Raw genomic sequence first — 25742 nt, 5'->3', positions numbered from 1 at the left:
AGAATCAGCTCTTTTGCGGCGGGGTGACGACGTCGAACCAGAAGTTGAAGTCTTCCAGCATGCCGAACAGCTTGGCCAGCAGCAGCGGGTTGCCCGAGCTCTTGAGCTTGCCCTCGAACACCAGGCGCACCGGCGAGACTTCCTTGAGCATCAGGCGATTGAGGTCGGCGCGGTCGATGGTCACGGTCTGCCCGGCGTTTTCGTTCTGCACACCCTTGATGTTGTTCAGGTGCGAGTTCTTCAGCTCCAGCAGGTATTTCTCGTTCTTGTCCGGCAGCACCAGGTTGATGGCGAAGTCCTCGCCCTCGGCCTTCTCGGCATTCAGGCGCACGCCGAGGTAATCGAACAGCAGGCCGGTGTCCATCGCCGCCAGCGCGTCGGGACTGCCCGATTTCATGGTCGGCATGTCACGCGGCACGCCATTGCGCAGTTCCTGTGCGGCGGTCAGGTAGCTGTTGCGCCAGCCGGCGTTTTCCGCCTGGTAGCCGAGCTGCTCCAGGGCATCTGCCTGCAGGCTGCGCGCCGCCTGGTTGGTCGGGTCGGCGAAGACCAGCTTGTTGACCACCTCCACCACCCAGCGGTACTCGCCCTTGTCGAAGGACGCCTTGGCCATCTGCAGCAGGTGATCGGCGCCGCCCATGAACTCGACGTACTTCACCGCCGAGTCCTCCGGCGCCAGCGGGTTCAGGGTCGCGGGGTTGCTGTCGTAGTAGCCCAGGTACTTGTTCACCACGGCGCGCACGTTGTGGCTGACGCTGCCGTGGTAGCCACGGTTGAACCACTCGTTGGCCAGCTCCGGCGGCACTTTCAGGCGCTCGTGGATCTGGTTGATGGTCACCCCGTTGTTGGCCAGGTGCAGGGTCTGGTCGTTCAGGTAGCCGTACATGTCGCGCTGCTTCTCCAGGGTGCGGACGATGTCCTCGTGCCCCCAGCGCGGCCAGTTGTGCACGGCGAACATCACCTCGGCCTTGTCGCCGAAGCGATGCAGCGCCTCGTTGATGTACTTGCTCCAGCCCAGCGGGTCGCGGGTCTCGGCGCCGCGCAGGGTGTAGAGGTTGTGCAGGGTGGCGGTGACGTTCTCGGCCATCAGCAGCGCCTTCTGCTGCGGCAGCCAGACGTTCATCTCCGCCGGCGATTCGGTGCCCGGGGTGTTCTGGAAGGTCACAGGCACGCCGTCGATCTCCATCTCCACCAGCGAGCCATCGACGGTCTTGGTCGGCGCGATGATGCTCATCGGGCCCTTGGCGACGGCCTTGCCGATGGCCATGTCGACGTGGCCTTCCGGGCCCTGCGGCAGCATGGTGCCGTACTGGTAGGTGGCACGGCGCAGCATGGCGTTGCCGGCCAGCACGTTCTCCTTGATCGCCGCTTCCATGAAGCCCTTGGGCGCGATGATCTGCACCTCGCCCTTGTCCACCTGCTCCTGGCTGACCAGGCCCTTCACGCCGCCGAAGTGGTCGATGTGGGCATGGCTGTAGATGATCGCGCGGATCGGCTTCTGCCCCAGCTCCTGGCTCACCAGGGCGTAGGCGGCCCTGGAAGTCGCCGGGGTGGTCAGGGTGTCGATGACGATCCAGCCGGTCTTGCCTTCGATGAAGGTGGTATTGGCGAGGTCGAAACCGCGCACCTGGTAGATGCCGTCGGTGACCTTGAACAGGCCGTAGCTGAGGTTCAGCTGGGCCTGGCGCATCAGGCTCGGGTTGACGCTGGCGACGTCCCTGGCGGCCTTGAGGAAGTCGTAGCCACCCAGTTGCCAGGCGACCGTGCCGTCCTCGTTCTTGATCACCAGGTTCTCGGGGCGCTTGACCAGGCCTTTCTCCACCCGGTCGAAATCGGCACGGTCACTGAACGGCAGCGACTGGCGCACCTGCTCCTGCGCGGCCTGGGTGAAGGAAGTCGGGGGCTTGGGCTGTTCGGCGGCGACCAGCAGGCCGGGGCAGAGGCTGGCGACCAGCACGGCTGCAGAAAGACGGGACATCGGAGGGCTCCGGTATTTGTTGTTGTGCTCGCACTATGCCGGCCGTCGCGCTAATAATTCCAATGCATTCCAAATTCACAATCAATGCAGGAAGCGCATGAGCGATCTCCGCCAGCTACGCCACTTCGTCGCACTCGCCGAGCACGGCCACTTCGCCCGTGCCGCCGATGCGGTGAATCTTAGTCAACCCGCCCTGTCGCGGAGCATCCAGGCGCTGGAAGGCCAGTTGAGCTGCCAACTGGTGGACCGCAACCCGCGCGGCATCACCCTTACCGCCCACGGCCGGCTGGTGCTGGAACACGCGCGCCGCCTGCTGGCCGGCGACCGCGCGCTGAAGAACGCGGTGCTGCAACTGGCCGACCTGGAAACCGGCGAACTGCGTCTGGGCGCCGGCCCCTTCCCCGGCGCACGGCTGATGCCGCAGGCGCTCGCGCGCTACAGCAGGGCGCACCCCAAGGTGACGGTCCTGCTGTCCATCGAGAACTGGAGCGAGCTGCACCAGCGCCTGCTGGACGACGAGCTGGAGCTGTTCATCGCCGACTACCGGGAACTGGAAGGCGACAGCCGCCTCGACATCCTGCCGCTGCGGGTGCACCGGGGCGTGCTGTTCTGCCGGCCGGGGCATCCACTGGTGGGCACCAGAGCATCGGTGGAGCGCGTGCTCGACTACCCGCTGGCCGGCCCGCGCCTGCCGCGTGACGCCCATGAGGGCATGGTGCGTACCCTCGGCCGCGAGCAGCCGTTGAGCGTGCAATGCGATGACGTGCTGATGCTCAAGGAACTGGTGAAAAGCAGCGACGTGCTCTGCCTCGCCACCTGGGATGTGGTGGCTGCGGATGTGCAGGCCGGGCGACTGGCGGTGCTGCCCTGGCCCAATGGCAGCGATGTCTCGGGGCGCGGCTCCGCCTACGCCCTGGTGCGCCATGCCAGCCGCAGCCTCTCGCCTGCGGCCAGCCAGTTCGTCGAGTTGTTGCTGGAAGAAGACGCGGCGTTCAACACCGCGTCATAAGCGCTTTTCGTAGGATGGCGTGGAGCGCAGCGATACCCATCAGGACCACCCCTCAACGGTGCCAGCCCTGGTACGGGCCACCGTAGTAAGCCGGCGGCGGCGCCGGGCGGTAGTAGTGCGGCCGGTCGCGCCAGCCACCGCGATCGTGGTCATGCTCGTAGACCACGCAGCCGGTCAGCGGAAGGATCATCAGTACAGCAGCGAAGAAACGACGCATGGCGCCTCCATCAGGCGAGCCGGCCGCCCCGCCGGGATGCGGGGCGTACATTCTTCCGGTCTCACAGGATCAGACATATCCGTCAGAAGACGGTGCCACGCGCCAAGGTAAAGCTTGGGTAAATCAGCCGTTTACAGTGGCCAGCCGGCGCACCTTCCGGCTCTGCAGATGCAGCACGCCGAACAGCAACACCTGCACCTGCTCCAGCCAGGAGCGACGGCGCGCCAGCAACAGCACCTCGCCCACATGCACCACCAGCAGGATCGCGGAGAGCCACAGCAGCGGGCGATGCAGCTCGCCGAAGGGATAGATCAGGTTGAGTACGGCGGCGACCCAGAACATGGTCAACGCACCCTTGGCAAAGCTCAGCAACTCGGACATGGCGATGGATTCCTCAAGGTGAAGGTCGCTGCAGTCTGCCGCCCGGCACGCCCGGCACGCTCCTGCCTTTCGACTGGCCCCGCGCACCAGGATGCGGCGGCGCGCCTCATTTGAGGGCGGGCCCCCGCCCTCCGTTGCAGCGAAAAATCCGCCCCGATTCGCCGCAGCCCTTCTGCCCCGGCACTTTCGCCAACTTGGCACGCCGCTCGCTTTGTTCCCGCTGTGCAGGAACGATCCGAACCATTCGGACAGCGGCACCACAATCTGACAATGGATGACTAGGGTTCCGGCTCGCGCAGCGAGTGACTGGTCCGAGAGTCATCGACCTCCAGCGAGGTTACACGGCGGGACAAAAGCCCGGGAGACGAGAGCGACAAGTGCCGCCCGACTCCTGCCTGCCCGCCAATCGACTGGAGATGCTCCATGCACAAGCCCCTTCTGACCGCCCTGTTCGCCGCCGGCCTCGCGGCCTTCAGTCTCTCCGCTTCCGCCGCCGCGAAGAACAGCTTCAACCTCTGCTGGACCCTCTACGCCGGCTGGATGCCCTGGGAGTACGCGGCCAGCCACGGCATCGTCGACAAGTGGGCGAAGAAGTACGGCATCGAGATCAAGGTCACCCAGCTCAACGACTACATCGAGTCGATCAACCAGTACACCGCCGGCCAGTTCGACGGCTGCACCATGACCAACATGGACGCCCTGACCATCCCCGCCGCCGGCGGCGTCGACTCCACCGCGCTGATCGTCAGCGACTTCTCCAACGGCAATGACGGCATCGTCGTCAAGGGCGAAGGCAAGACCCCGGCCGACCTCAAGGGCATGAACGTCAACCTGGTGGAGCTGTCCGTCTCCCACTACCTGCTCGCCCGCGCCCTGGAAAACGCCCGTCTCAGCGAGAAGGACGTGACCACGGTGAACACCTCCGACGCCGACATCGCCGCCGCCTTCAATACCGACGACGTGCAGGCCGTGACCACCTGGAACCCGATGCTCGCCGAGGCGCGCGCCAAGCCGGGCACCACCGAGGTGTTCAACTCCAGCCAGGTCCCCGGCGAGATCATGGACATGATGGTGGTCAACAGCGCCGTCCTGAAGGACAACCCCGCGCTGGGCAAGGCGCTGGTCGGAGCCTGGTTCGAGACTGTCGCGCTGATGCAGGGCGACAGCGCCGAAACCCGTGCCGCGCTGGAGCACATGGCCAAGGCCTCGGGCACCGACCTCGCCGGCTACCAGAGCCAGCTCGCCACCACCAGGCTGTTTGCCACGCCGAAAGAAGCGCTGGCCTTCGCCACCAGCCCGAAACTGCCGGCGACCATGGACAAAGTCGCGGCCTTCTCCTTCGCCCACGGCCTGCTGGGCGAGGGCGCGAAAAGCGCCGAAGCGGTCGGCATGAGTTTCGCGGCCGGCCACACCACCGGCGATGTGCAGAACCTCAAGCTGCGCTTCGACCCAACCTACGTGCAGATGGCGGCTGACGGGAAGCTCTGAGGCTCTTGGGCCTTTCGTAGGAGCGAGCTTGCTCGCGAACCGCATGGCACCTGAGTGCCAGGCGGAACTCTGTTCGCGAGCAAGAACTGGGCGTCCCCCTCGCTCCTACAAGAGCCCCTCTCCCCACCCTGGCTGCGCGCCCCGCTCCGAATGGAGAGGGTTAGGGAGAGGGCGCTTCACACAGAAATCCACAGGTACGACCCATGCGCCTGATCAACCGAACCCCCGACCGCAGCAGCCGCCTGTTCCTGGTACTGCTGCCCTTCGCCCTGCTGCTGTTCGCCTATTTCGCAGGCTCCACATCGCGGCTGGCGGAGAACCCCAATGACAAGCTGCTGCCCAGCGCCGTGCAGATGGCCGACGCGGTGAACCGCCTGGCCTTCAGCGAAGACAAGCGCACCGGCGAAGTGCTGTTCTGGAGGGACACCGGCGCCAGCCTGCAACGCCTGGCAATGGGCCTCTCCATCGCCGCCCTGCTCGGCCTGGTGCTGGGCATCGCCGCCGGCAGCGTGCCGCTGTTCGGTGCCCCGCTGTCGCCGCTGCTCACCGTGCTGTCGATGATTCCGCCACTGGCGATCCTGCCGGTGCTGTTTATCGTCTTCGGTCTCGGCGAGCTGTCCAAGGTGGTGCTGATCGTCATCGGCGTCGCCCCCTGCATCGCCCGCGACATCGAACAGCGCGCCCGGGAAATCCCCCGCGAACTGCTGATCAAGGCGCAGACCCTGGGCGCCAGCACCTGGACGCTGATCCTGCGCGTGGTGCTGCCGCAACTGATGCCCCGCCTGCTGATCTCCCTGCGCCTGATGCTCGGCTCGGCCTGGCTGTTCCTCATCGCCGCCGAGGCCATCGCCTCCACCGACGGCCTGGGCTACCGCATCTTCCTGGTGCGCCGTTACCTGGCCATGGACGTGATCCTGCCCTACGTGGTGTGGATCACCGCACTGGCCTGGCTGATGGACTGGGCGTTGCGCGCGCTCACCCGGCGCGCCTTCCCCTGGTACGAAGGAGCCAAGGCATGAGCTTCATCCAGGTGAAGAACGTCTGGCAGGAATATGACGGCAACGTGGTACTCGAACGCCTGAACCTCGAAGTGCAGGAAGGCGAGTTCTGCACCCTGGTCGGCGCCTCCGGCTGCGGCAAGTCCACCTTCCTGCGCCTGCTGCTCGGCCAGGAACGTCCCAGCCGTGGCGAGCTGCTGCTCGAAGGCCGGCCACTGGTGGGCGAACCCGACCCGAGCCGTGGCGTGGTGTTCCAGCGCTACTCGGTGTTCCCGCACCTGTCCGTGCTCGACAACGTCGCCCTCGGCCTGGAACTACCGCGCTCGCCGCTGCTCGGCCGGCTATTCGGCGCGGCCAAGCGCGAGGCGCGCGAACAGGCTGCCGAATTGCTCCAGCGCGTCGGCCTCGGCCATGCGTTGCAGCAGTATCCGAGCGCCCTCTCCGGCGGCATGCAGCAACGCCTGGCGATCGCCCAGGCGCTGGTGATGAAGCCGCGCGTGCTGCTGCTCGACGAACCCTTCGGCGCGCTGGACCCGGGTATCCGCAAGGACATGCACGCCCTGCTGCTGGAGCTGTGGCAGGAAACCCGGCTCACCGTGTTCATGGTCACCCACGACCTCGCCGAGGGCTTCAGCCTGGGCACCCGCCTGCTGGTCTTCGACAAGGTCCGCCACGACCCGCAGGCGCCCAGCGCCTACGGCGCCCGCATCACCTACGACATCCCGCTCAACACCGACCGCCGGGCTGCCCGCGCCGCCCTGCCGGCAACGCTCGCCGCGCGCCTGCAACCCGCCGCCGAGCCCGCGATCACGCCGGCCTACTAAGGAGCCCGCCATGAACGAACTGCGCACCACCCTCTTTGAGGAAACCGTCCCCGGTGGCGGCCACACCTCCTTCATCCTCAAGCGCGGCCAGGTGCTGCGCCTGACCGACCTGGAAGGCGGCGGCAACGCCAGCGTGCTGCTGTTCAACGCCGCCGAGAAAAGCGAGCGGCTGAACCTGCCTGACAGCCTCAAGTGCCAGCACACCGCGCGCCTCACCGCCGGCCACTGCCTGTACTCGGACATGGGCCGCGTGCTGGCCGCCATCAGCGCCGACAGCTGCGGCTGGCACGACAGCTTAGGCGGCGTGCTGAACGCCGCCGAGGTGCAGGAGAAATACGGCGCGGGCCGCTACCAGGAACTGCGCAACGGCTTCCACCGCAACGGCGTGGACAACCTGCTGGTGGAAATGGGCAAGTGGGACATGCGCCTGCAGGACCTGCTGATGTGCCTGAACCTGTTCAGCCGCGTGGACGTCGACGCCGACGGCTGCCTGCGCTTCGCCCAGGGCAACTCCAAGGCCGGCGACTACGTCGAGCTCTACGCACCGATGGACACCCTCGTCGTGCTCACCGCCCTGCAGCACCCGCTGGACCCGAACCCGCAGTACGCGCCCAAGCCCATCGGCCTGACCTGGCAGCAGGTCGCGTCCGACGGCATCAGCGTGCTCTGCCGCACTTCCCGCGCGGAGAACGGCCGCGGCTTCCACAACACCGAACGCCAGTACCTGTAAGGAGCGCGAGCATGCCCATCGTCCCCAGCGACAAACACCCCGAAGCCTGCGTCTCGCGCACCCTGATCCCGGCCGGCGAACCCAGCCTCACCGAACTCAAGGCCGGGCAGACCCTGCGCATCCTCGACCTGGAAGGTAACCAGGCGGTGGACACGCTGTTCTTCAGCGCCGCCAACCCGCGCGAGCGCTACGACGTGCAGCGCACCCTGCGCAAGCAGGGTCAGGTCTACCTCAGCGCCGGCAGCGTGCTCTGGTCCAACCTCGGCAACCCGATGCTGACCATCAGCGCCGACACCTGCGGCCGCCACGACACCCTCGGCGGCGCCTGCGCCCAGGAGAGCAACACCGTGCGCTACGCCCTGGAAAAGCGCTACATGCACAGCTGCCGCGACAACTTCCTGCGCGCCAGCCTGCACGACGGCCGCCTGACCAAGGCCGACATCAGCCACAACATCAACTTCTTCATGAACGTGCCGGTCACCGCCGAGGGCGGCCTGACCTTCGAGGACGGCATCTCCGGCGCCGGCAAGTACGTCGAGCTGCTCGCACACATGGACGTCATCGTCCTGATCTCCAACTGCCCGCAGCTCAACAACCCCTGCAATGGCTGGAACCCGACCCCGGCGGAGCTGCTGGTATGGGATTGACCACGCGCCTGCGCCAGTGGCTGTTCGCGCTCTGCCAGAGCCGCAGCGCCCAATGCAGCCCGACGCTGAAAACCTGTAGGAGCGAGGGGGACGCCATCGTTATTGCTCGCGAACAGACCTCGTCCGAGCACCGGAGCTAGGCCGGGTTCGCGAGCAAGCTCGCTCCTACGAAGTGCACTTCGACGCCACGGACGACCGCGGCGCGCACCGAATGACGGCGGGACGGCCCGCCACCCCATGGGGACGCCCTCATGTTCGACAAGCTCCTGATCGCCAACCGCGGCGCCATCGCCTGCCGCATCCTGCGTACGCTTCGTGACCTGCAAGTAGAGGGCGTGGCCGTCTACTCCGAAGCCGACGCCGCCAGCCTGCACATCCAGCAGGCCGCCCAGGCCATCAGCCTCGGCGAAGGCCCCGCGTCGAGCACCTACCTGGTGGTCGAGAAGATTCTCCAGGCTGCCCGCGACAGCGGCGCGAAGGCGATCCACCCCGGCTACGGCTTTCTCTCCGAGAACGCCGCCTTCGCCGAAGCCTGCGAAGCCGCCGGCATCGCCTTCGTCGGCCCGACGCCTGAGCAGCTGCGGGTGTTCGGCCTCAAGCACACCGCCCGCGCCCTCGCCCGTGAACAGGGCGTACCGATGCTCGAAGGCACCGACCTGCTGGAAGACCTCGACGCCGCCCTGCGTGCGGGCGAACAAGTCGGCTACCCGGTGATGCTCAAGAGCACCGCCGGTGGCGGCGGCATCGGCATGCGCGTGTGTCGCTCGGCAGAAGAACTGCGCGACGCCTTCGACGCGGTGAAGCGCCTGGGGCAGAACAACTTCAGCGACTCGGGGGTGTTCATCGAGAAGTACATCCAGCGCGCCCGCCACCTGGAAGTACAGGTGTTCGGCGACGGCCAGGGCGAGGTCATCGCCCTCGGTGTGCGCGACTGCTCGGTGCAGCGGCGCAACCAGAAAGTGCTGGAGGAAACCCCGGCGCCCAACCTGCCCGCCGGCATGGCCGAAGCCCTGTGCGCGGCGGCGATCCAGCTGGCGAAAGCCGTCAGCTACCGCAGCGCCGGCACCGTGGAATTCGTCTACGACAGCGAGGCGCAGCGCTTCTACTTCCTCGAAGTGAACACCCGCCTGCAAGTCGAACACGGTGTCACCGAGCAGGTCTGGGGTGTCGACCTGGTGCGCTGGATGATCGAGTTGGCCGCCGGCGACCTGCCGCCCCTGGCCGAGCTGGCCGCCGCGCTGAAACCCAGCGGCCACGCGATCCAGGCGCGCCTCTACGCGGAAGACCCCGGCCGCGACTTCCAGCCCTGCCCCGGCCTGCTTACCGCCGTGCAGTTCCCGGCCGCCGACGGCAAGACGCTGCGCATCGACACCTGGGTCGAGGCCGGCTGCGAGATTCCGCCCTACTTCGACCCGATGATCGCCAAGCTCATCGCCTGGGCGCCGACCCGCGAGCTGGCCAGCGCCGGCCTCGACCGCGCCCTCGGCGAAAGCCAGCTCTACGGCGTGGAATGCAACCGCGACTACCTGCGGCAGATTCTTGCCGATGTGCCCTTCGCCAGCGGCTCGCCCTGGACCCGCTGCCTTGAGGGCCTGCGCTACCACGCGCAGACCTTCGAAGTACTCAGCGCCGGCACCCAGACCAGCGTGCAGGACTACCCCGGCCGCCTGGGCTACTGGGCTGTGGGCGTACCGCCGTCCGGGCCGATGGACGACCGCGCACTGCGCCTGGGCAACCGGTTGCTGGGCAACCCCGAGGGCGCCGCCGCGCTGGAAATCACCATGAGCGGCCCGACCCTGCGCTTCAACACCGACGCGGTGGTGGCCGTCACCGGCGCGGCGCTGCCGATCAGCCTGGATGGCGTCGAACAGCCGATGGACACCTCGCTGTTCATCGCCGCCGGTTCCACCCTCAGCCTCGGCACCGTTGGCGGCGCCGGTGCGCGCAGCTACCTGTGCCTTCGCGGTGGCCTGCAGGTGCCGGATTACCTGGGCAGCAAAAGCACCTTCACCCTCGGCCAGTTCGGCGGCCACGGCGGCCGCGCCCTGCGGGCCGGCGATGTGCTGCACCTGGCGGAACTGGCGGACGACAGCCACGGCGCCAGCCTGCCGCCCGAGCTGCGCACCGATCTGCCAGCCGTGCGGCAGGTCCGCGTGATCTACGGCCCCCACGGCGCGCCGGAATACTTCACTCCGGCCTACATCGACACCTTCTTCGCTACCGACTGGGAAGTGCACTTCAACTCCAGCCGCACCGGCGTGCGCCTGATCGGCCCGAAGCCGGAATGGGTGCGCGAGAGCGGCGGCGAGGCCGGCCTGCACCCATCGAACATCCACGACAACCCCTACGCCATCGGCGCGGTGGACTTCACCGGCGACATGCCAGTGATCCTCGGCCCGGACGGCCCGAGCCTGGGCGGCTTCGTCTGCCCGGTGACGGTGATCGAGGCCGACCTCTGGCAACTCGGCCAGCTCAAGGCCGGGGACAGGGTGCGTTTCCTCCCCATCGACATCTCCACCGCCCGCGAGCTTGCGGCTTTTCGTAGGAGCGAGGGGGGCGCCTCAGCCCTTGCTCGCGAACCGCATGTCACCGGAGCGCCAGGCGAAACTGCGTTCGCGAGCAAGCTCGCTCCTACAGTCCAGCCCAACTCCGATGCCGCCGGTTTCCCCTCACCCCAGCCCTCTCCCGGAGGGAGAGGGAGCGGTCCGGCGTTGCCGGCGGGCACAGTGTTTCCCGGTGGCACGGACAGCCCCCTCTCCCGCTTGCGGGAGAGGGCGGGGGGTGAGGGCAGCCCGAGCACCAGTCTCCCCTCCCCCATCGTCCTCGACCTCGGCCAGGACGACACCCGCCTGGTCGCCCGTCTCTCCGGCGACACCCACCTGCTGCTGGAAATCGGCCAGCCCGAGCTGGACCTGGTCCTGCGCTTCCGCGCCCACGCGCTGATGCAAGCTCTGCAAGCGAGAGCCCTGGCCGGCGTGATCGACCTCACCCCCGGCATCCGTTCGCTGCAGGTGCACTACCAGCCGGAAACCCTGCCGCTGCAAAGCCTGCTGGAATCCGTCGCCGGCCTGTGGGACGCCGTCTGCGCGGCGCAGGATCTCAAGGTGCCGTCGCGCATCGTCTACCTGCCGCTGTCCTGGGACGACCCGGCCTGCCAGCTGGCCATCGAGAAGTACATGACCACCGTGCGCAAGGACGCGCCCTGGTGCCCGAGCAACCTGGAGTTCATCCGCCGCATCAACGAGCTGCCGGACCTGGAGGCGGTGTACCGCACCGTGTTCGAGGCCAGCTACCTGGTGATGGGCCTGGGCGACGTCTACCTCGGCGCGCCGGTGGCCACGCCGCTGGACCCACGCCACCGCCTGGTCACCACCAAGTACAACCCGGCACGCACCTGGACTGCGGAAAATTCCGTGGGCATCGGCGGCGCGTATATGTGCGTCTACGGCATGGAAGGCCCCGGCGGCTACCAGTTCGTCGGCCGCACCCTGCAGATGTGGAACCGCTACCGCGAGGTCGCGGCGTTCGACGGCAAGCCGTGGCTGCTGCGCTTCTTCGACCAGATACGGTTCTACCCGGTGTCCGCCGAGGAGCTGCTGCGCATCCGCCGCGACTTCCCGCTGGGCCGCTACCCGCTGCGCATCGAGCACAGCGAACTGCGCCTGGCCGACTACCAGCAGTTCCTCACCGAGGAAGCCGGGAGCATTGCCGCCTTCCGCAGCCACCAGCGCGCCGCCTTCGATGCCGAACGTGAGCGCTGGATCGCCTCCGGCCAGGCCCACTTCGAGAGCGACGAAGCCGCCGCCGATACCGGCGATGAGGCCCCGCTCGGCGCCGGCCAGCACGCCGTCGAAAGCCACATCGCCGGCAACCTCTGGCAGGTGCAGGTGGAAGCCGGCGCCAGCGTCAAGGCCGGCGACATCCTGGTGATCCTCGAATCCATGAAGATGGAAATCCCCCTCACCGCCCCGCGCGACGGTGTGGTCCGCGAGGTCCGCGTGCAGCCCGGCTCACCGGTGCGCGCCGGGCAGCGGGTGGTGGTGATGGAGGAGGCGTGAACGGGTCCGCGCAGAGCCAAGAGCCCCTCTCCCCAGCCCTCTCCCGCAAGCGGGAGAGGGAGTTGTTCGGAGCGAGAGGCAACTTCCGACTTCTCCTGAAAACTCATCGTTAGATCTCGCGCAGGAGCGCACTTCCCCCTCTCCCTTCAGGGAGAGGGCCGGGGAGAGGGTATCCGCCCAGCACCGGAACCCAAAACCACGGCCCACCGCCTGATGGGTCGTGCTTGGAAACAGACACCGCGCCGGACTGCTCTTCCCCCTCTCCCTCCGGGAGAGGGCCGGGGTGAGGGCAGTCTGAGCGAATAACTGACAGACCCCAAGGAATCCCGACCATGCCCCACCCCTTCGACCTCCGCCTCGCCACCCTGCGCACCGCCTACCGCGAAGGCCGCGCCACGCCGCGCCAGCTGATCGCCGAGCTGCGCAAAAAGGCCGCCGCGCTGAACCCGGACTACCACCTGTTCATCCACCTGCTGAGCCTGGAAGAACTGGAGCCCTACTTCGCCGCACTGGACGAGAAATCCCCCGAGGCGCTGCCGCTCTACGGCATCCCCTTCGCCATCAAGGACAACATCGACCTCGCCGGCATCCCCACTACCGCCGCCTGCCCGGCCTTTGCCTACACGCTGGAATCCTCGGCAACGCTGGTGCAGCAACTGATCGACCTGGGCGCCATCCCGCTGGGCAAGACCAATCTCGACCAGTTCGCCACCGGCCTCAACGGCACCCGCTCGCCCTACGGCGAATGCCGCAACAGCGTGCTGCCGGAGTATCCCTCGGGCGGCTCCAGCGCAGGCTCGTCGCTGGCCGTGGCACTGGGAGTGACGACCTTCGCCCTGGGCACCGACACCGCCGGCTCCGGCCGCGTGCCGGCGGCGCTCAACGGCCTGCTGGGGCTCAAGCCGAGCAAGGGCCTGCTGTCCAACCACGGGCTGGTGCCGGCCTGCCGCACGCTGGACTGCATCACCTACTTCACCGCCAGTGCCGCCGAGGCCAGCGAGCTGCTCGCACTCACCGCCCGGCTCGATCCACAGGACGGCTACAGCCGCGCCAATCCCGCCTGGAACGACGCCAGCGCCTTCGGTGCACCCAAACCCTTCCGCTTCGGCGTGCCCCGAGCCGATCAGCTGGAATTCTTCGGCTGCCACGAAGGCCCGGTGCTGTTCACCGACGCCCTCGACCAGCTCAAGGCCCTGGGCGGCGAGGCGCGGGAGATCGACTTCGCGCCCTTCCTCGAAGCTGCGCGCCTGCTCTACGAAGGCCCCTGGGTGGCCGAGCGCTACAGCGTGGCCGGCGAGCTGATCGAGCGCGACCCACAAGCCGTACTGCCGGTGATCCGCGACGTGCTGGCGAAAGCTCCGGGCGCCACCGCCGTGCAGGCGTTCCGCGCGCAGTACCGGCTGCAGGAACTCAAGGCTCAGTGCGATGCGATCCTCGCCGACCTCGACTGCGTGCTGACGCCCACCATCGGCCGCCCGGTGACCCTGGACGAGCTGCACGCCGAACCGGTAAAGCGCAATTCCGAGCTGGGCTACTACACCAACTTCATGAACCTGCTGGACTACGCTGCCGTCGCCGTGCCCAGCGCGATCATGGACAACGGCCTGCCCTGGGGCGTGACGCTGTTCGGCCGCGCCTTCACCGACCAGTACCTGCTCGGCGTGGCCGACGCCCTGCAACGCCGGCACAACCTGCCGCTCACCGGCGGCAACGGCATCGCCCCGGCGTCCTCCGCCAATGCCGCGCGTAACGACCGCGCGCGCCTGGTGGTGTGCGGCGCGCACCTCGACGGCCTGGCGCTGAACTGGCAACTGCGCCAGCGCGGCGCCCGCCTGCTGCGCGCCACTCAAAGCGCTCCGGCCTACAAACTCTATGCCCTGGCCGGCGGCCCGCCGCTGCGCCCCGGCATGCTGCGCGTGGCCGAAGGCGGCGTGGCCATCGAGGTTGAAGTCTGGGAACTGCCCAGCGCCGAGTTGGGCTCCTTCCTCACCGGCATCCCCGCGCCGCTGGGGCTGGGCAAGGTGCAGCTGGACGATGGCAGCTGGGAGACCGGCTTCATCTGTGACGCCTGGGGCCTGGACGGCGCCGAGGACATCAGCCGCTTCGGCGGTTGGCGCGCGTGGCTGCAAAGCCGTAGCTGATCACAGCGAGATTTCGTAGGGCGCATAACGCGCCAGCGTTATCCGCCGCGCAAGGTCGGCGGATAACCTGTCCCAGCTTATTCGCCCTACGTTTCTACAACGCTCCGAAAACGGGCCCGCGCGTAGGAGCGGACTTCGTCCGCGATGGTCCGCCCCCGCGAAATGGTTCCCTGGAATTCCATGGAACCCCGCCGCGCCACCAGCTAGAGTCCCAGCATCACCCGCCGCAAGGACCGGTCATGCCCGACCTCAGCCACCAGCAGGCGCAGCATCGCGTCAACGATATCCAGGCCTTCGAGCGCGAGCTCCAGCGCCTGCACGACGAAGGCGCCCTGGCCCTCGACAACGCCCAAAGCGAACGCCTGCACGACCACCAGCAACGCCTGCTCGCCGACTACCGCGCGCGCTTCGACATCGACCGCGACAGCCAGGACCATCGCCTCTCCCTGGGCATGCGCATCGCCTCCTTCCTCGGCGCGCTGGCCCTGGCCGCCAGCCTGTTCTTCCTGTTCTACCAGTTCTGGGGGCTGTTCGCGGAAACCGCCCAGGTGCTTATCCTCATCGCCGCGGCCGTGGGTAGCCTGCTGCTGACCCTCGCCCTGCAACGCCGCGATGCCTCTGGTTACTTCGCCAAGCTGGGCGCCATGCTCGCCTTCGCCTGCCTGGTGTTGAACGTGATCATGGTCGGGCAGATCTTCAACATCACCCCATCCGACAAAGCCCTGCTGCCCTGGGCCGCCTACGCCCTGCTGCTGGCCTACACCTGCAACACGCGCCTGCTGCTGAGCGCTGCGCTGATCTGCGTGATGGGCTACGTCGCCGCGCGGGTCGGCACCTGGAGCGGTGTCTACTGGCTGGACGTCGGTGAGCGCCCGGAGAACTTCTTCCCCGCCGCGTTGCTGATCTTCCTCGTTCCCTCGTTCATCACGCAGAACCGCTTCGACGGCTTCGCCACGATCTACCGGGTGTTCGGCCTTCTCGGGCTGTTCCTGCCGATGCTGGTGCTGGCCAACTGGGGAGGAGGCAGCTACCTGCCACAGGGCGTCAGCAACGTAGAGAACCTCTACCAGGTGCTCGGCTTCGCCGCCTCGGCGCTGGTCATCTGGCTCGGCGCGCGCCGCGAATGGCCGGAGGTGGTGAACACCGGGCTGACCTTCTTCGTGATCTTCCTCTACACCAAGTTCTTCGACTGGTGGTGGGAGGTGATGCCCAAGTACCTGTTCTTCCTCGTGCTGGGCCTCTGCGCGGTGCTGATCCTGCTGGTGCTGCGCCGCCTGCGCCGGGCCCACGGCCTGCTGGGAGGGCCTTCGTCATGAACTGGACGCGCACCCATGCCCTGATCGGCGGCATCGGCCTGATCCTGCTGGTCAACGCCGTCGCCCTCGCCGGCGTCGCCTGGAACCGCTCGGGCGAGCCGGACAGCGTGCTGCGCCTGAGCCAGCGCGAGCTGGACCGCAACAGCTCCTGGCACAACGAGAACAGCGGCCTGAGCCTGCGCCTGCGTTGGCGCACACCCACGCGGGACGAAAGCACGCGGCACAATCGCGGTTGGCTGCCAGCCATCGATGCGCAAAAGATGGCCAAGCTGGGCTTCGCCATGCCGGCGCAGGTGGATGACGACAGCGCCCCGCGCTTCGGCCGCCAGCAATCTCGCGACGCCCTGCTGGTCCTGGAGCTGAACGGCCCGCTGTACCAGCGCGAGGTTCAGCTGACGCGCAAGCGCCTCGACGAAGCCCGCCTCGCCGCCGACGCTGCGCCGCAGAATGCGCGCCTGGCCGACGAGCGCGACTTCATCCGCCGCGAGCTGGACAGCGAGGAGAAAACCGACACGCGCCTGCTGCTCAAGGACGTCGGCCTGGACCTGCAAACCCTGCGCGCCCAATACCCCGACCGCCAGCGCTACCTGATCGTCCACGGCCGCGTTCGCCCCATCTCCAACTACTACCAGCACATCTGGACGCTGGGCGGCACCGCCAGCTCGGTTGGCACCGACAGCCTCAACGTGCCGTATCCGTGGCGCGAACGCCTCGACCAGGTCTTCTCGCGACCTGCACGGACCGCGGACGGAAGCGCCCAGCCCTACACCGCCGAAGTCGCCTTCGGCCGGCGCCTGGAACCCTGGATCGAGCGTATCGACATCCCCTGACCAGGCCCCGCCGCGCCGATCCGAATCCGCTTGCGCGATGAGGGTCGGCGCTGCACCCTGTGCCCCCGCATCAACACCTTGTCCCCGCCCTGATCGGCCATGAATAACGTCATTCCCGACACCAGCCGCTGCCCGCTCTGCGGCCAGTCCAACCGTTGCACCCAGGCCGATCCGGCGCTGGCCGGCCAGAGCTGCTGGTGCTTCAGCACGCCCGTCGACCGCGAGGCGCTGGAGAGCATTCCGCCCGAGCTGGTCGACCGCGCGTGCCTGTGCCCGCGCTGCGCCGCCGGGCTTGCAGCGCCGAGCCCGGACGCCGAGAACGCCTGATGCGTCTGGACCGTTTCATCGCCAACCTGCCCCACCTGAACCGCCAGCAGGCCCGCCAACTGCTCGCCGAAGGTCGCCTGCGCGTCGACGGCCAGGTGGTGCGCGATAGCCGCCACGAGGTGCGCGAATTTTCCCGCGTGGAGCTCGACGACGAGCTACTGCAGGCCGGCAAGCCGGCGCGCTACTTCATGCTGCACAAGCCCGCCGGCTGCGTCAGCGCCACCCGCGACGCCGAGCACCGCACCGTGCTCGACCTGCTGGACGAGCCGGACAAGCACGAGCTGCACATCGGCGGCCGTCTGGACTACAACACCACCGGCCTGTTGCTGATCACCAACGACGGCCAGTGGTCACGGCGCATGACGCTGCCAGGGCGCAAGCTGCCCAAGGTCTACTACGTCGAGACTGAAGATCCGATCGAGGAACGCTACATCGCGACCTTCGAACAGGGCCTGTACTTCGCCTTCGAGGACCTCACCACCCTGCCCGCCCAACTGGAAATCCTCGGCTCCCACGCTGCTCGCCTGACCCTGCACGAGGGACGCTACCACCAGGTCAAACGCATGTTCGGCCACTTCCAGAACAAGGTGACTCGTCTGCACCGCGAGAGCATGGGGAGCCTCGTGCTCGACCCGGCCCTGCAAGCCGGCGAGTACCGCGTGCTGACCGCGTCGGAAATCGCTGAACTGGACCAGGGCATGTAGCAGCGGAATTCGTCCGCGATGGCTGGGCCCGGCACCGTCTGCCAGGCAGGAGCCACTGTTGAATCGATCGCGGACAGAGTTCGCTCCTACCTGAAATTCCGTGCCAAGGCATGCCCTCACCCTAGCCCTCTCCCAGGGGGAGAGGGGACAGTTCGGAGCAGGATAAAACCATGGCGTCAGCCGGCACATTCGGCCACCTCTCCGTGAGGGGCGGGTTGGGGTAAAGGGGACGCGCGGGCACGGGCTATCCAGAGGAAGACAGTTGCTCCTACGTCTCGCGCGCCGCTCGACGTTCAGAAAAAACCTACGCGCACCGCTCAGCCCGGCAGTTTGCAGCCACCGTCGCTGCTTGGCTAAGCTGCCTGCCATGCCCTCGTTCCAAGGAAAGGTAATGAAGAAACTGTCGGTAGCCCTGCTGATCGCCCTGAGCGCCAGCGTCGCCTTTGCCAGTCCGGGCAAGCCCTCGCCGCTCTCGAACCTGCAGGCCGCGCTGAAGACGCTCAAGCCCGGCCAGTTCCTCTGGTACCCGGAAATCTCCCCGGCGGGCCCGGTCACCCTGGTAGTCAGCCTCACCGAGCAGCGCGCCTACGTGTACCGCAACGGCATCGCCATCGGCGTGGCCACCGTCAGCACCGGGAAGAAGGGCAAGGAAACCCCCACCGGCGTGTTCTCCATCCTGCAGAAGAAAGTCGAGTACCACTCCGACCTCTACAACAGCGCGCCCATGCCCTACATGCAGCGCCTGACCTGGGACGGCATCGCCCTGCATGCCGGCAACCTGCCGGGCTACCCGGCGTCCCACGGTTGCATCCGCCTGCCCATGGCGTTCGCCAAGAAGCTCTACGAAGTCACCGGCTTCACCTCCACCACCGTGATCATCTCCGACGCCAAGAGTTCGCCCGTGGAGGTCTACCACCCCGGCCTGCTCGCCCCCATCGTCAGCGCCGGCCGCGCCGCCGGCCCGCACGAGGACAGCGGCATGGTGGTGCCGTTCTGGAGCGATCCGGGCGCGGAAAAGGGCCCGGTTTCCGTGCTGGTCAGCCGCGCCGACCGTCGCCTCTACGTCTACCGTGGCGGCCTGCAGATCGGCACCGCGCCGGTGGCCTTCGAACACCCCGAGGAAAGAACCGGCGTCGCCGCCTTCTCCCTGATGGAGAAGCCTTCCCCGGCCGAGATCGACAGTGTGAGCCCGAACCTGCGCTGGACCAGCGTGCAGGTCAGTGATCCGCAGCGCGGCCTGTCGCCCGCCGAGCAGTTGGGCAAGTTCAGCCTCGACCGGGAATTCCTGCGCAACCTGCTGGCCAGCATGGATGTCGGTAGCACCCTGGTGATCACCGACCTGCCGTCCACCCGCGACATGCGCAGCAACCCGGACTTCACCGTGATCACCACCAACGACCGCAAGGCGGAGCAGAAGCCGGTCAAGAACCAGTCCGTGGAGTAAGCGGATGAGCCGGAGCGGTGCCAGGCCGCTCCAGATTTCCCCTACAGCGTCTTCATCCTTCCACTGCGCCATCGACCGCCATCTCCCGCCACACTGCCAGCCCTCACCTGCGGACAGACGGCCTAATGCAGGCCGTGCAAGTAGCCGAAGAATCTCGAGACACAAAGAGTCAAGGCGCCTGTCCGGGGTGAGTTCTTTCCCGCTTTCCCGTGAGGAAACACAGCGCCTCAGGGCATTCTGCCGCAGCGGAGAGTTCGTAATTACCGACAGGCGGATCCATACTTGATTAAAAAACAACCACATCGCTGGTCAAAAATCGCGCACAATGCGGCGTTTCCCAGAAAAAACCATATCTATTCAACGGGAATGTTGTATTCATGCTGACTTTTTTGAAGTTACGGGGGTTCTTCCGGATTTCGCTCGCCAGTGCCGCGCTCTTCGCGATCGGTAGCTGGCAGACTGCGTCCGCCGCCCGCCTGCCCACGGCCGAGGAGTTGCACCGCCTCGCGCCCGCGACCAACACCGAAACCCTGCGCCTGGCGCTCAGCGCGCTGCAGTGCGCCAGCACCCAACTGGGTGGTCAGAGCAATGTGCTGACGGTGATCGACTACTCCAAGCCATCCCGCGACAAGCGCCTCTGGGTCTTCGACCTGAAGCAGCGCAAGCTCCTCTTCGAAGAGTGGGTCGCCCATGGCAAGAAGAGTGGCGACGACATGGCCACCTCCTTCTCCAACCGCCCGGAGAGCAACCAGTCCTCCATCGGCCTCTACCAGACCGGCCAGACCTACAGCGGCAAGCACGGCCGCTCCCTGCGCCTGCTGGGCCTGGAGCCGGGCTTCAATGACAACAGCGAAGAACGCGCCATCGTCATGCACGCCGCCGCCTACGCCGACCCCAAGGTCGTCTCCGGCCTCGGTCGCCTGGGCCGCAGCCTGGGCTGCCCGGCAGTACGCCCGCAGGTGGCGCAGAAGCTGATCGACACGGTGAAGAACGGCAGCTACGTATTCGCCTACTACCCGCAGCAGCAGTACCTGAAGACCTCGCAGTTCCTGGCCGGGCAAAGCTGCACCGTGGCGAAGAACCCGCAGATCAACCGCTACGCCAGCAACCTCGCCAAGCGCTGATCGACTTCCGCACCCCAAAACGCAAACCGCCGGCATCAGCCGGCGGTTTGCGTTTCAGGCGCTGCTACGCCTTCACCCCATCCAGTATCTGCAGGATCGCCCGCACATCCACAGCATCCATCTGCTCAGGGTGGAGGAAGCGCTCGCCGTACTCGCGGTACACCCCCTGGCTGATGAACAGACGGAACAGGTCCGCGTCGATGTGCTGGTCGCGGGCCATGAAGGCGAGGATCTTCAGGGACTCCGACAGCGTCTTCGGCGCCTTGTAAGGGCGATCGGCAGCGGTCAGCGCCTCGAAGATGTCGGCGATCGCCATCACCCGTTCCGGGATGCTCATCTGTTCGCGGGAGAGTTTGCGCGGGTAGCCGGTGCCATCCATCTTCTCGTGGTGGTTGGCGGCGATGGTCGGCACGCGGCGCAGGTTGCGCGGTAGCGGCAGGGTGGTGAGCATCATCAGGGTCTGGACGATGTGCTCGTTGATCTTGAAGCGTTCCTCATCGTTCAGCGTGCCACGGCGGATGCCGAGGTTGTACAGCTCGCCGTAATGGCTGGCGTAGGGCGGCAGGCGCATGTCGAAGCCCCAGATGTTGCGCGGGTCATCCTTCGTCACCGGCGGCTTGCGCTCGCCCCAGGGCACGCGATGTTCGGGCTTGTCGGCAAGGAGGAACTCCTCCGCCGGCAGCGGCCGCTCGGGCCGCCCCTGCAGGCGCTCGGCCTCGTCGTGGGAAATGCCCAGACGGTCGTCGAAATGGCGCAGCCAGCGGCGCTCGCCGATCTGCTTGAGGCGCTCGATGTCCTCATCCTTCATGAATTCGCCGCCGACATTGGCCTGGGCGACGAAGGTGTAGTCATCACGCAGCGACGCGTGCAACGCATCGCGCCGTGCGGCAAGCAGACCGATGTCATTGCCTTCGGCGATGCCGCGCCAGTAATCCAGCTCGATGTCGCGCCAGACCACCTCGAAGCGCATGCGCACTTCGTGCAGACGGTTGTACAGGGTCTCCAGCTTGGTTGCCTTGTCCACCACGTATTCGGGGCTGGTGATCTTGCCGCAGTCGTGCAGCCAGGCGGCAATCTGGAATTCGTAGCGCTCCGCATCGCTCATGGTGAAGCCGGCGTACTCGCCGTCGTGCGACTCGATGACCTTCTGCAGCAACAGGTCGGCCAGCTGCGGCACGCGTTCGCAGTGCCCGCCGGTGTAGGGACTCTTGGCGTCGATGGCATCGGCCAGCAGCTTGATGATGGCGTCCAGCAAACGCTGCTGGGCTTCGATCAGTTGGCGGGTCTCGATGGCCACGGCGGCGGCGCCGGAGAGTTCCTCGACGAAGCGCTTGAACGGTTTGCGCGGCTGCAGGCTGTGCACGCCCTCCTCGGCCAGTTGCAGTACCAGGATGCCCAACAGTTCATCCGAGCGGTTACGCAGGGAAACCTCCAGGTACTGCCCGCGGTTGGCCAACGCCTGGTCCACCCGTTCAGCGAGCTGCGCCTCGGTGAAGCCCTCGATCAGCATCGATTGCGGGTACTGCTCACCGTTCACCGCGCAGGCCAGGCGCAGGCGGCACTCATCGTCGTCCAGCAGGTAGACCGCGCCGCCCATCACGCCGGTGGCCTCCACCAGGCGCGAGAGCACGCCTTCGAGCATGCTCTCCAGGCGCGTCTCGCGGCTCAGGGTCAGGGTGATCGCCTGGAAGTTGTGGATGGTGCGCGACATGCTGCCCAGCACACTGCTCAAGTCGCGAACCTCGGCAATCTTCGACTCCACGCCCACCGGCCGGGCGAAATCGAAGGCCGCCAGCGCGCCAACCTGATCGGCCAGCGCGGTCAACGGACGAGCGATGCGCCGGCCGATGTACCAGCCGATCAGCAACAGTACCAGCACCAGCGTGCCGCTCCACAGGGCCTGGTTGAACAACAGTTGCCGCGCACCCGCCAGCAGCTCCGCGGCGGGAATGGCGATCAGCACCTTCACCTCGTTGCTGGTGAAGTTCGACAGCGGCACCCAGATGCCATACCAATCCTGGTCGTTGACCTGATAGGAAATCGGCGTACCTGACGGAGCCGCTTTGGTGTTGAGCTCGCTCAGGCTGGGCACGTTCAACTCGGCCAGTGTCGCCAGGCGCAGGTCCTTGCCCTCATGAATCATCAGCTTGGACAGGTCCGGGTAGGCGATCACCGTCCCCTTGCCGTCGACCACCGCCAGCTCGGTGTTGGCGGTCTGGCGCAGGTCACCCATCTCGCCACCCAGGTCGTTGACCGAGGCGTCCATGCCGATCACCGCCGCCCCGTCGACGCTGCGGTGCGCCAGGGTCAGGCCGATCTCGCGGGTGGTGAAGAACACGTAGGGCTGGGTCAGCACCGTCTTGCTGGTGAGGCGCGCCTCGTTGTACCAGGGCCGCTGACGCGGGTCGTAGCGGTATTCCGGGCGCTCCTGAGAGCGCAGCAGACGCAGTTCGCCATCGTAGAAACGCCATTCACCCAGCAGACCTCCCTGGCCGTCCAGGGTCTGGCTCTGCACCAGGTATTTGGCCGCGTCCGGCGCCTGCAGAGCGCGCCGGACCTCTGGAATACGCAGCGCGCGAACCAGCAGAAACTCGCCATTCGGATAACCGATATACACCGCGCTCAAGGTCCGGTTGGCGCGCAGGTTCTCCACCAGCATCGGCAAGCGCTCCAGTCGCGCCGGCAGGTTGTCGGTCTGCGAGATGGGGTCGTGGGTCAGCAGACGCAACGCGCTTTCCGCCGGATCGATCAGGCGTCGGATACGCTCGTTGATGGTCGCCCCCAGCTGGCTGGCCGATTCCCCGGCCGCCGTCACCAGCGCCCCTTCCACGCCTCGATACCCCTGGACCAGCAACGCACCCGCCAGCACCAGCATGCTGGCAATAATGGCCCCGGCCACCAGCAGTTGCAGCGGAATGCCCCGTTCGAATGCCTTCATCCTTTACCAGCCTCTATCCGTGGAGCCGTAACGATATCCACTATCGAGAAACTCCACCGCCAGCGGCGCCGGAGCATTCCTGTTCATGATCTTCAGCAGCCCGCCATCGAGCCACATGGCGTCTATTTCGCGCTGCCATTGCGCACTCTGCGCCGCGGTAAAACTCTTGCGTCCCAACACCAGGCCCAGCCCCAACGCCGGCCCCGGGCTCACATCCACCACACGAAAATGACTGCGCTGCTGAGGATCGAGAATGACGCTTCGCAGATTCATCTCGTGGCCAATGACCCCTTCGACCTCACCGTTGATCAGCGCACTGAAACGTGCGGCGTCATCGAGGTACTCCCTCACCCGCCCCTCTGTCCGCAACATCCGCAACATCGCATCGATGTAGGGACCATGGCGGTAGCCGGCAATGACCCCGATGCGCGCTCCCGGCATGTCATGAAACGCCTCCAGACTATTCAGGTCATCGCCCAGGTCGCGGGGCAGGATCAGCTTGTTACGCAAATACAGATAGGGGATGAAGTAGGCGATGGCACGGCGCTCGGCGGTAGAAATACCGCTGGTAGCCATGTCCAGATCACCGCTTTGCAGCGCCTTCCAAGTCTCCGCCCGCGGTTGCACCGAGAGTTCAAAACGGCAACCGGTACGCCTTGCCAACTCGGAGACAACATCCTGATCGATGCCACCGCCGTCGTGGTAGACCAGTGGATTACGGTAGAACGCCAGGCGGATTGGCTGATTGCAGCCCAGGCGATCCTCGGCCATGGCTTCCGCACACAGCCATACAGCCGGGCCCAGGACCAGCAGTGAAAGGAACCTTCGGTGAAGTGCCATGAACCCGCTCCGCACGCGGTATCGGCCTCAGGGGGAGCACGGCGAGATCGCTCGTCTTCGGCAGGGGGCGTTACAGCTATCACAAGAGTGTAATCCGGCTTCTCCAAAGCGCCGGACAATCGCGCGCAGAAATGTCATTTCGTCGGAATCCGCGCCACACACGTGACTCAACCGTCCGGCGGCGGTTGCGCCGCCTGAGCCAGGCTGCTTAACTCAGGCCAAAGCGTGACCGATGAGTCACACGCTACGTCCAAGAGAGCTTTCCGCGGCCCAGCGTCCCCCCAAAGCCGCCCCTTACCTGCCTGATCAAGAGCCCCAATCCGCGCCGTGAAACGGTATCGGAACTGAGCCTTTTGATGTCGTTTTTGTTTCGCAAGCATCTGAAAATCAAGAGATTGTTAACTTTCGTCGAGTGACATGAAGCTGTCACGTCAAGACGCTTTCCTCTGCCTGGGTACTTTCTTCGCATCCGATGGTGGGTGCGCACCATGACCTGCGTCTGGAGGAATACGACATGAGGCCGGAAACCGCCGTCGTCGAGATTCAGCAACACCGGGTACACACGGAGTTTCACGCCAACAGGGAAGCGCGGCAGACCATCATCCTGGTCAACGGCTCGCTGGCAACCACCGCCTCCTTCGCGCAAACGGTGAAATACCTGCAACCGCACTTCAACGTCGTCTGCTACGACCAGCCGTACGCGGGCCAATCCAAGGCCCACAACGACTGCCGGGAAGTGATCACCAAGGAGTACGAGGCGCAGCTGCTGGTCGACCTGATCGAACACTTCCGCGCCGACGTGGTGATGTCCTTCTCCTGGGGCGGCGTCGCCACCCTGCTCGCCCTGGCCCAGCGCCCAGCACGGATCCAGAAGGCAGTGATCAACTCCTTCTCACCGCTGCTCAACGCCGCCATGCTCGACTACCTGCACCGCGGCCTGGACTATCTCTCGGCATGCGACCGTATCAACATCGGCAACCTGGTCAACGACACCATTGGCCGCTACCTGCCGCATCTGTTCAAGCGCTACAACTTCCGCCACGTCGCCGGCCTCGACGAGCACGAATACCAGCAGATGCACTTCCACATCTGCCAGGTGCTCAAGCTCAGCGCGGACAGCTACATGGAGAAATTCGCGGCCATCGACATCCCGCTGCTGTTCCTCAACGGCGAGCTGGACATCTACACCACACCGGCCGAGGCGAAGCTGTTCCAGCAACTGATCCGTGACTGCGAGTTCCGCACCATCCGCAACGCCGGCCACTTCATCGACGTGGAACACAAGAAGGCCTGGCAGGAAACCCAGGACGCCCTCCTGACCTTCCTCCAGCCGCAGCCCCACCCGCCCCTGACCAGCCCCTACCTGCCCAGCAGCCAGGGCGTGCCCATCGCCGCCATGGTGGGCTGATGCAGCCAGCGCACACAGCCGGGGGGGCGGCCCCCAAAACCTTCCGCCCCCGGCTTTTTATTGCGCAGAATTCGTCACAGAGGTGACCCGGCCGGCACAGCACGCCAGCCAAGGCTTCACTAAGCCCCGTCCTTCTGGTAAAAAGGCACCCCCAAGCGGGCGTCGTATAATGGCATTACCTGAGCTTCCCAAGCTCATGACGAGGGTTCGATTCCCTTCGCCCGCTCCAGAACACCCTGCCAAACCCCTGAAATGCCTAGCGTTTCGGGGGTTTTGCGTTTTCTGGGCCGGAAAGGTGTCGAAAAAGTGTCGAGGAGCAGCGTGACTTACTCCGTTGCGC

Annotated in this window: 20 protein-coding genes, 1 tRNA gene and 1 riboswitch; of the genes, 16 read left to right on the top strand and 5 right to left on the bottom strand. The window is 66.4% G+C overall.

The genetic code is table 11. The features are described 5' to 3' along the window. Positions 1-4 precede the first annotated feature (4 nt). The gene (locus CTR55_RS07110) at positions 5-1978 is read right to left on the bottom strand and encodes an alkyl sulfatase dimerization domain-containing protein (protein ID WP_296285216.1); all 1974 of its coding nucleotides are present in this window, start codon (positions 1976-1978) and stop codon (positions 5-7) included. Positions 1979-2075: 97 nt separating this feature from the next. On the opposite strand from CTR55_RS07110, the gene CTR55_RS07105 reads away from it, so the two are divergent. Next, positions 2076-2987, top strand: a complete 912-nt coding sequence (locus tag CTR55_RS07105; RefSeq protein WP_296285215.1) for a LysR family transcriptional regulator — start codon at positions 2076-2078, stop codon at positions 2985-2987. Positions 2988-3039: 52 nt separating this feature from the next. On the opposite strand, the gene CTR55_RS07100 is transcribed toward CTR55_RS07105, so the two are convergent. Both CTR55_RS07100 and CTR55_RS07095 read right to left on the bottom strand, forming a co-directional pair. After that, entirely contained in the window at positions 3040-3204 is a 165-nt protein-coding gene (locus tag CTR55_RS07100; RefSeq protein WP_296285214.1) for a hypothetical protein, read from the bottom strand. A 123-nt stretch (positions 3205-3327) separates the two neighbouring features. Continuing rightward, positions 3328-3585 (bottom strand): DUF1145 domain-containing protein, encoded by a 258-nt coding sequence (locus CTR55_RS07095; RefSeq protein ID WP_081517603.1) that lies wholly within the window; start codon positions 3583-3585, stop codon positions 3328-3330. Between the two features lie 267 nt (positions 3586-3852). Continuing rightward, a riboswitch (guanidine-I (ykkC/yxkD leader) is annotated at positions 3853-3951 on the top strand. A gap of 57 nt (positions 3952-4008) precedes the next feature. Between CTR55_RS07095 and CTR55_RS07090 the strand changes: the two genes are divergently transcribed. The 13 genes from CTR55_RS07090 to CTR55_RS07030 all read left to right on the top strand — a co-directional run bounded on the left by CTR55_RS07090 (position 4009) and on the right by CTR55_RS07030 (position 20216). Then, a complete protein-coding gene (locus CTR55_RS07090; RefSeq protein ID WP_296285213.1) occupies positions 4009-5073 on the top strand; it encodes a putative urea ABC transporter substrate-binding protein in 1065 nt (354 codons plus the stop codon). 203 nt (positions 5074-5276) lie between these two features. Beyond that, positions 5277-6092 (top strand): ABC transporter permease, encoded by an 816-nt coding sequence (locus CTR55_RS07085; protein ID WP_296285212.1) that lies wholly within the window; start codon positions 5277-5279, stop codon positions 6090-6092. Beyond that, complete coding sequence (locus tag CTR55_RS07080) at positions 6089-6895, top strand: ABC transporter ATP-binding protein (RefSeq protein ID WP_296285211.1); 807 nt, start codon at positions 6089-6091, stop codon at positions 6893-6895. The genes CTR55_RS07085 and CTR55_RS07080 overlap by 4 nt, the downstream gene beginning before the upstream one ends. A gap of 10 nt (positions 6896-6905) precedes the next feature. Beyond that, positions 6906-7625, top strand: a complete 720-nt coding sequence (locus CTR55_RS07075; RefSeq protein WP_296285210.1) for an urea amidolyase associated protein UAAP1 — start codon at positions 6906-6908, stop codon at positions 7623-7625. Positions 7626-7636: 11 nt separating this feature from the next. Next, entirely contained in the window at positions 7637-8272 is a 636-nt protein-coding gene (locus CTR55_RS07070) for an urea amidolyase associated protein UAAP2 (RefSeq protein WP_296285209.1), read from the top strand. Positions 8273-8523: 251 nt separating this feature from the next. Beyond that, positions 8524-12330, top strand: coding sequence for a 5-oxoprolinase/urea amidolyase family protein (locus CTR55_RS07065; protein WP_296285208.1), 3807 nt, complete (start codon positions 8524-8526; stop codon positions 12328-12330). Positions 12331-12662: 332 nt separating this feature from the next. After that, positions 12663-14471, top strand: a complete 1809-nt coding sequence (gene atzF, locus CTR55_RS07060; protein ID WP_296285207.1) for an allophanate hydrolase — start codon at positions 12663-12665, stop codon at positions 14469-14471. Between the two features lie 239 nt (positions 14472-14710). Continuing rightward, entirely contained in the window at positions 14711-15787 is a 1077-nt protein-coding gene (locus CTR55_RS07055) for a DUF2157 domain-containing protein (protein WP_296285206.1), read from the top strand. Beyond that, a complete protein-coding gene (locus tag CTR55_RS07050) occupies positions 15784-16617 on the top strand; it encodes a DUF4824 family protein (RefSeq protein ID WP_296285205.1) in 834 nt (277 codons plus the stop codon). The genes CTR55_RS07055 and CTR55_RS07050 overlap by 4 nt, the downstream gene beginning before the upstream one ends. 99 nt (positions 16618-16716) lie before the next feature. Continuing rightward, positions 16717-16944 (top strand): cysteine-rich CWC family protein, encoded by a 228-nt coding sequence (locus CTR55_RS07045; protein WP_296285204.1) that lies wholly within the window; start codon positions 16717-16719, stop codon positions 16942-16944. Beyond that, complete coding sequence (locus tag CTR55_RS07040) at positions 16944-17648, top strand: pseudouridine synthase (protein WP_296285203.1); 705 nt, start codon at positions 16944-16946, stop codon at positions 17646-17648. The genes CTR55_RS07045 and CTR55_RS07040 overlap by 1 nt, the downstream gene beginning before the upstream one ends. A 391-nt stretch (positions 17649-18039) precedes the next feature. Continuing rightward, on the top strand, positions 18040-19092 hold the full coding sequence (locus CTR55_RS07035) for a L,D-transpeptidase (protein WP_296285202.1): 1053 nt from the start codon (positions 18040-18042) through the stop codon (positions 19090-19092). A 377-nt stretch (positions 19093-19469) separates the two neighbouring features. After that, positions 19470-20216 (top strand): murein L,D-transpeptidase catalytic domain family protein, encoded by a 747-nt coding sequence (locus tag CTR55_RS07030; RefSeq protein WP_296285201.1) that lies wholly within the window; start codon positions 19470-19472, stop codon positions 20214-20216. 64 nt (positions 20217-20280) lie between these two features. Here the strand turns inward: CTR55_RS07030 and CTR55_RS07025 are convergent, their stop codons facing one another. Then, the gene (locus CTR55_RS07025) at positions 20281-23154 is read right to left on the bottom strand and encodes an HD domain-containing phosphohydrolase (protein ID WP_296285200.1); all 2874 of its coding nucleotides are present in this window, start codon (positions 23152-23154) and stop codon (positions 20281-20283) included. A gap of 3 nt (positions 23155-23157) precedes the next feature. Beyond that, on the bottom strand, positions 23158-23994 hold the full coding sequence (locus tag CTR55_RS07020) for a transporter substrate-binding domain-containing protein (protein WP_296285199.1): 837 nt from the start codon (positions 23992-23994) through the stop codon (positions 23158-23160). Between the two features lie 514 nt (positions 23995-24508). Between CTR55_RS07020 and CTR55_RS07015 the strand changes: the two genes are divergently transcribed. Beyond that, a complete protein-coding gene (locus tag CTR55_RS07015) occupies positions 24509-25402 on the top strand; it encodes an alpha/beta hydrolase (protein WP_296285198.1) in 894 nt (297 codons plus the stop codon). Between the two features lie 155 nt (positions 25403-25557). Next, a tRNA-Gly gene (locus CTR55_RS07010) sits at positions 25558-25631 on the top strand. Positions 25632-25742: the final 111 nt, after the last annotated feature.

Origin of the sequence: Pseudomonas sp., from assembly GCF_002796985.1 — a bacterium.
GTDB lineage: Bacteria > Pseudomonadota > Gammaproteobacteria > Pseudomonadales > Pseudomonadaceae > Pseudomonas.
The sequence above is the reverse complement of the archived record's forward strand: the minus strand, read 5'-3'. Positions and strand labels throughout refer to the sequence as shown.

Coding starts and splice junctions, on each gene's coding strand:
- CTR55_RS07105 (WP_296285215.1), top strand. CDS start 2,076: ATGAGCGATCTCCGCCAGCTACGCCACTTCGTCGCACTCGCCGAGCAC.
- CTR55_RS07070 (WP_296285209.1), top strand. CDS start 7,637: ATGCCCATCGTCCCCAGCGACAAACACCCCGAAGCCTGCGTCTCGCGC.
- CTR55_RS07055 (WP_296285206.1), top strand. CDS start 14,711: ATGCCCGACCTCAGCCACCAGCAGGCGCAGCATCGCGTCAACGATATC.
- CTR55_RS07050 (WP_296285205.1), top strand. CDS start 15,784: ATGAACTGGACGCGCACCCATGCCCTGATCGGCGGCATCGGCCTGATC.
- CTR55_RS07075 (WP_296285210.1), top strand. CDS start 6,906: ATGAACGAACTGCGCACCACCCTCTTTGAGGAAACCGTCCCCGGTGGC.
- CTR55_RS07015 (WP_296285198.1), top strand. CDS start 24,509: ATGAGGCCGGAAACCGCCGTCGTCGAGATTCAGCAACACCGGGTACAC.
- CTR55_RS07090 (WP_296285213.1), top strand. CDS start 4,009: ATGCACAAGCCCCTTCTGACCGCCCTGTTCGCCGCCGGCCTCGCGGCC.
- CTR55_RS07100 (WP_296285214.1), bottom strand. CDS start 3,204: ATGCGTCGTTTCTTCGCTGCTGTACTGATGATCCTTCCGCTGACCGGC.
- CTR55_RS07030 (WP_296285201.1), top strand. CDS start 19,470: ATGCTGACTTTTTTGAAGTTACGGGGGTTCTTCCGGATTTCGCTCGCC.
- CTR55_RS07025 (WP_296285200.1), bottom strand. CDS start 23,154: ATGAAGGCATTCGAACGGGGCATTCCGCTGCAACTGCTGGTGGCCGGG.
- CTR55_RS07080 (WP_296285211.1), top strand. CDS start 6,089: ATGAGCTTCATCCAGGTGAAGAACGTCTGGCAGGAATATGACGGCAAC.
- CTR55_RS07110 (WP_296285216.1), bottom strand. CDS start 1,978: ATGTCCCGTCTTTCTGCAGCCGTGCTGGTCGCCAGCCTCTGCCCCGGC.
- CTR55_RS07065 (WP_296285208.1), top strand. CDS start 8,524: ATGTTCGACAAGCTCCTGATCGCCAACCGCGGCGCCATCGCCTGCCGC.
- CTR55_RS07035 (WP_296285202.1), top strand. CDS start 18,040: ATGAAGAAACTGTCGGTAGCCCTGCTGATCGCCCTGAGCGCCAGCGTC.
- CTR55_RS07085 (WP_296285212.1), top strand. CDS start 5,277: ATGCGCCTGATCAACCGAACCCCCGACCGCAGCAGCCGCCTGTTCCTG.
- CTR55_RS07040 (WP_296285203.1), top strand. CDS start 16,944: ATGCGTCTGGACCGTTTCATCGCCAACCTGCCCCACCTGAACCGCCAG.
- CTR55_RS07020 (WP_296285199.1), bottom strand. CDS start 23,994: ATGGCACTTCACCGAAGGTTCCTTTCACTGCTGGTCCTGGGCCCGGCT.
- CTR55_RS07045 (WP_296285204.1), top strand. CDS start 16,717: ATGAATAACGTCATTCCCGACACCAGCCGCTGCCCGCTCTGCGGCCAG.
- CTR55_RS07095 (WP_081517603.1), bottom strand. CDS start 3,585: ATGTCCGAGTTGCTGAGCTTTGCCAAGGGTGCGTTGACCATGTTCTGG.
- atzF (WP_296285207.1), top strand. CDS start 12,663: ATGCCCCACCCCTTCGACCTCCGCCTCGCCACCCTGCGCACCGCCTAC.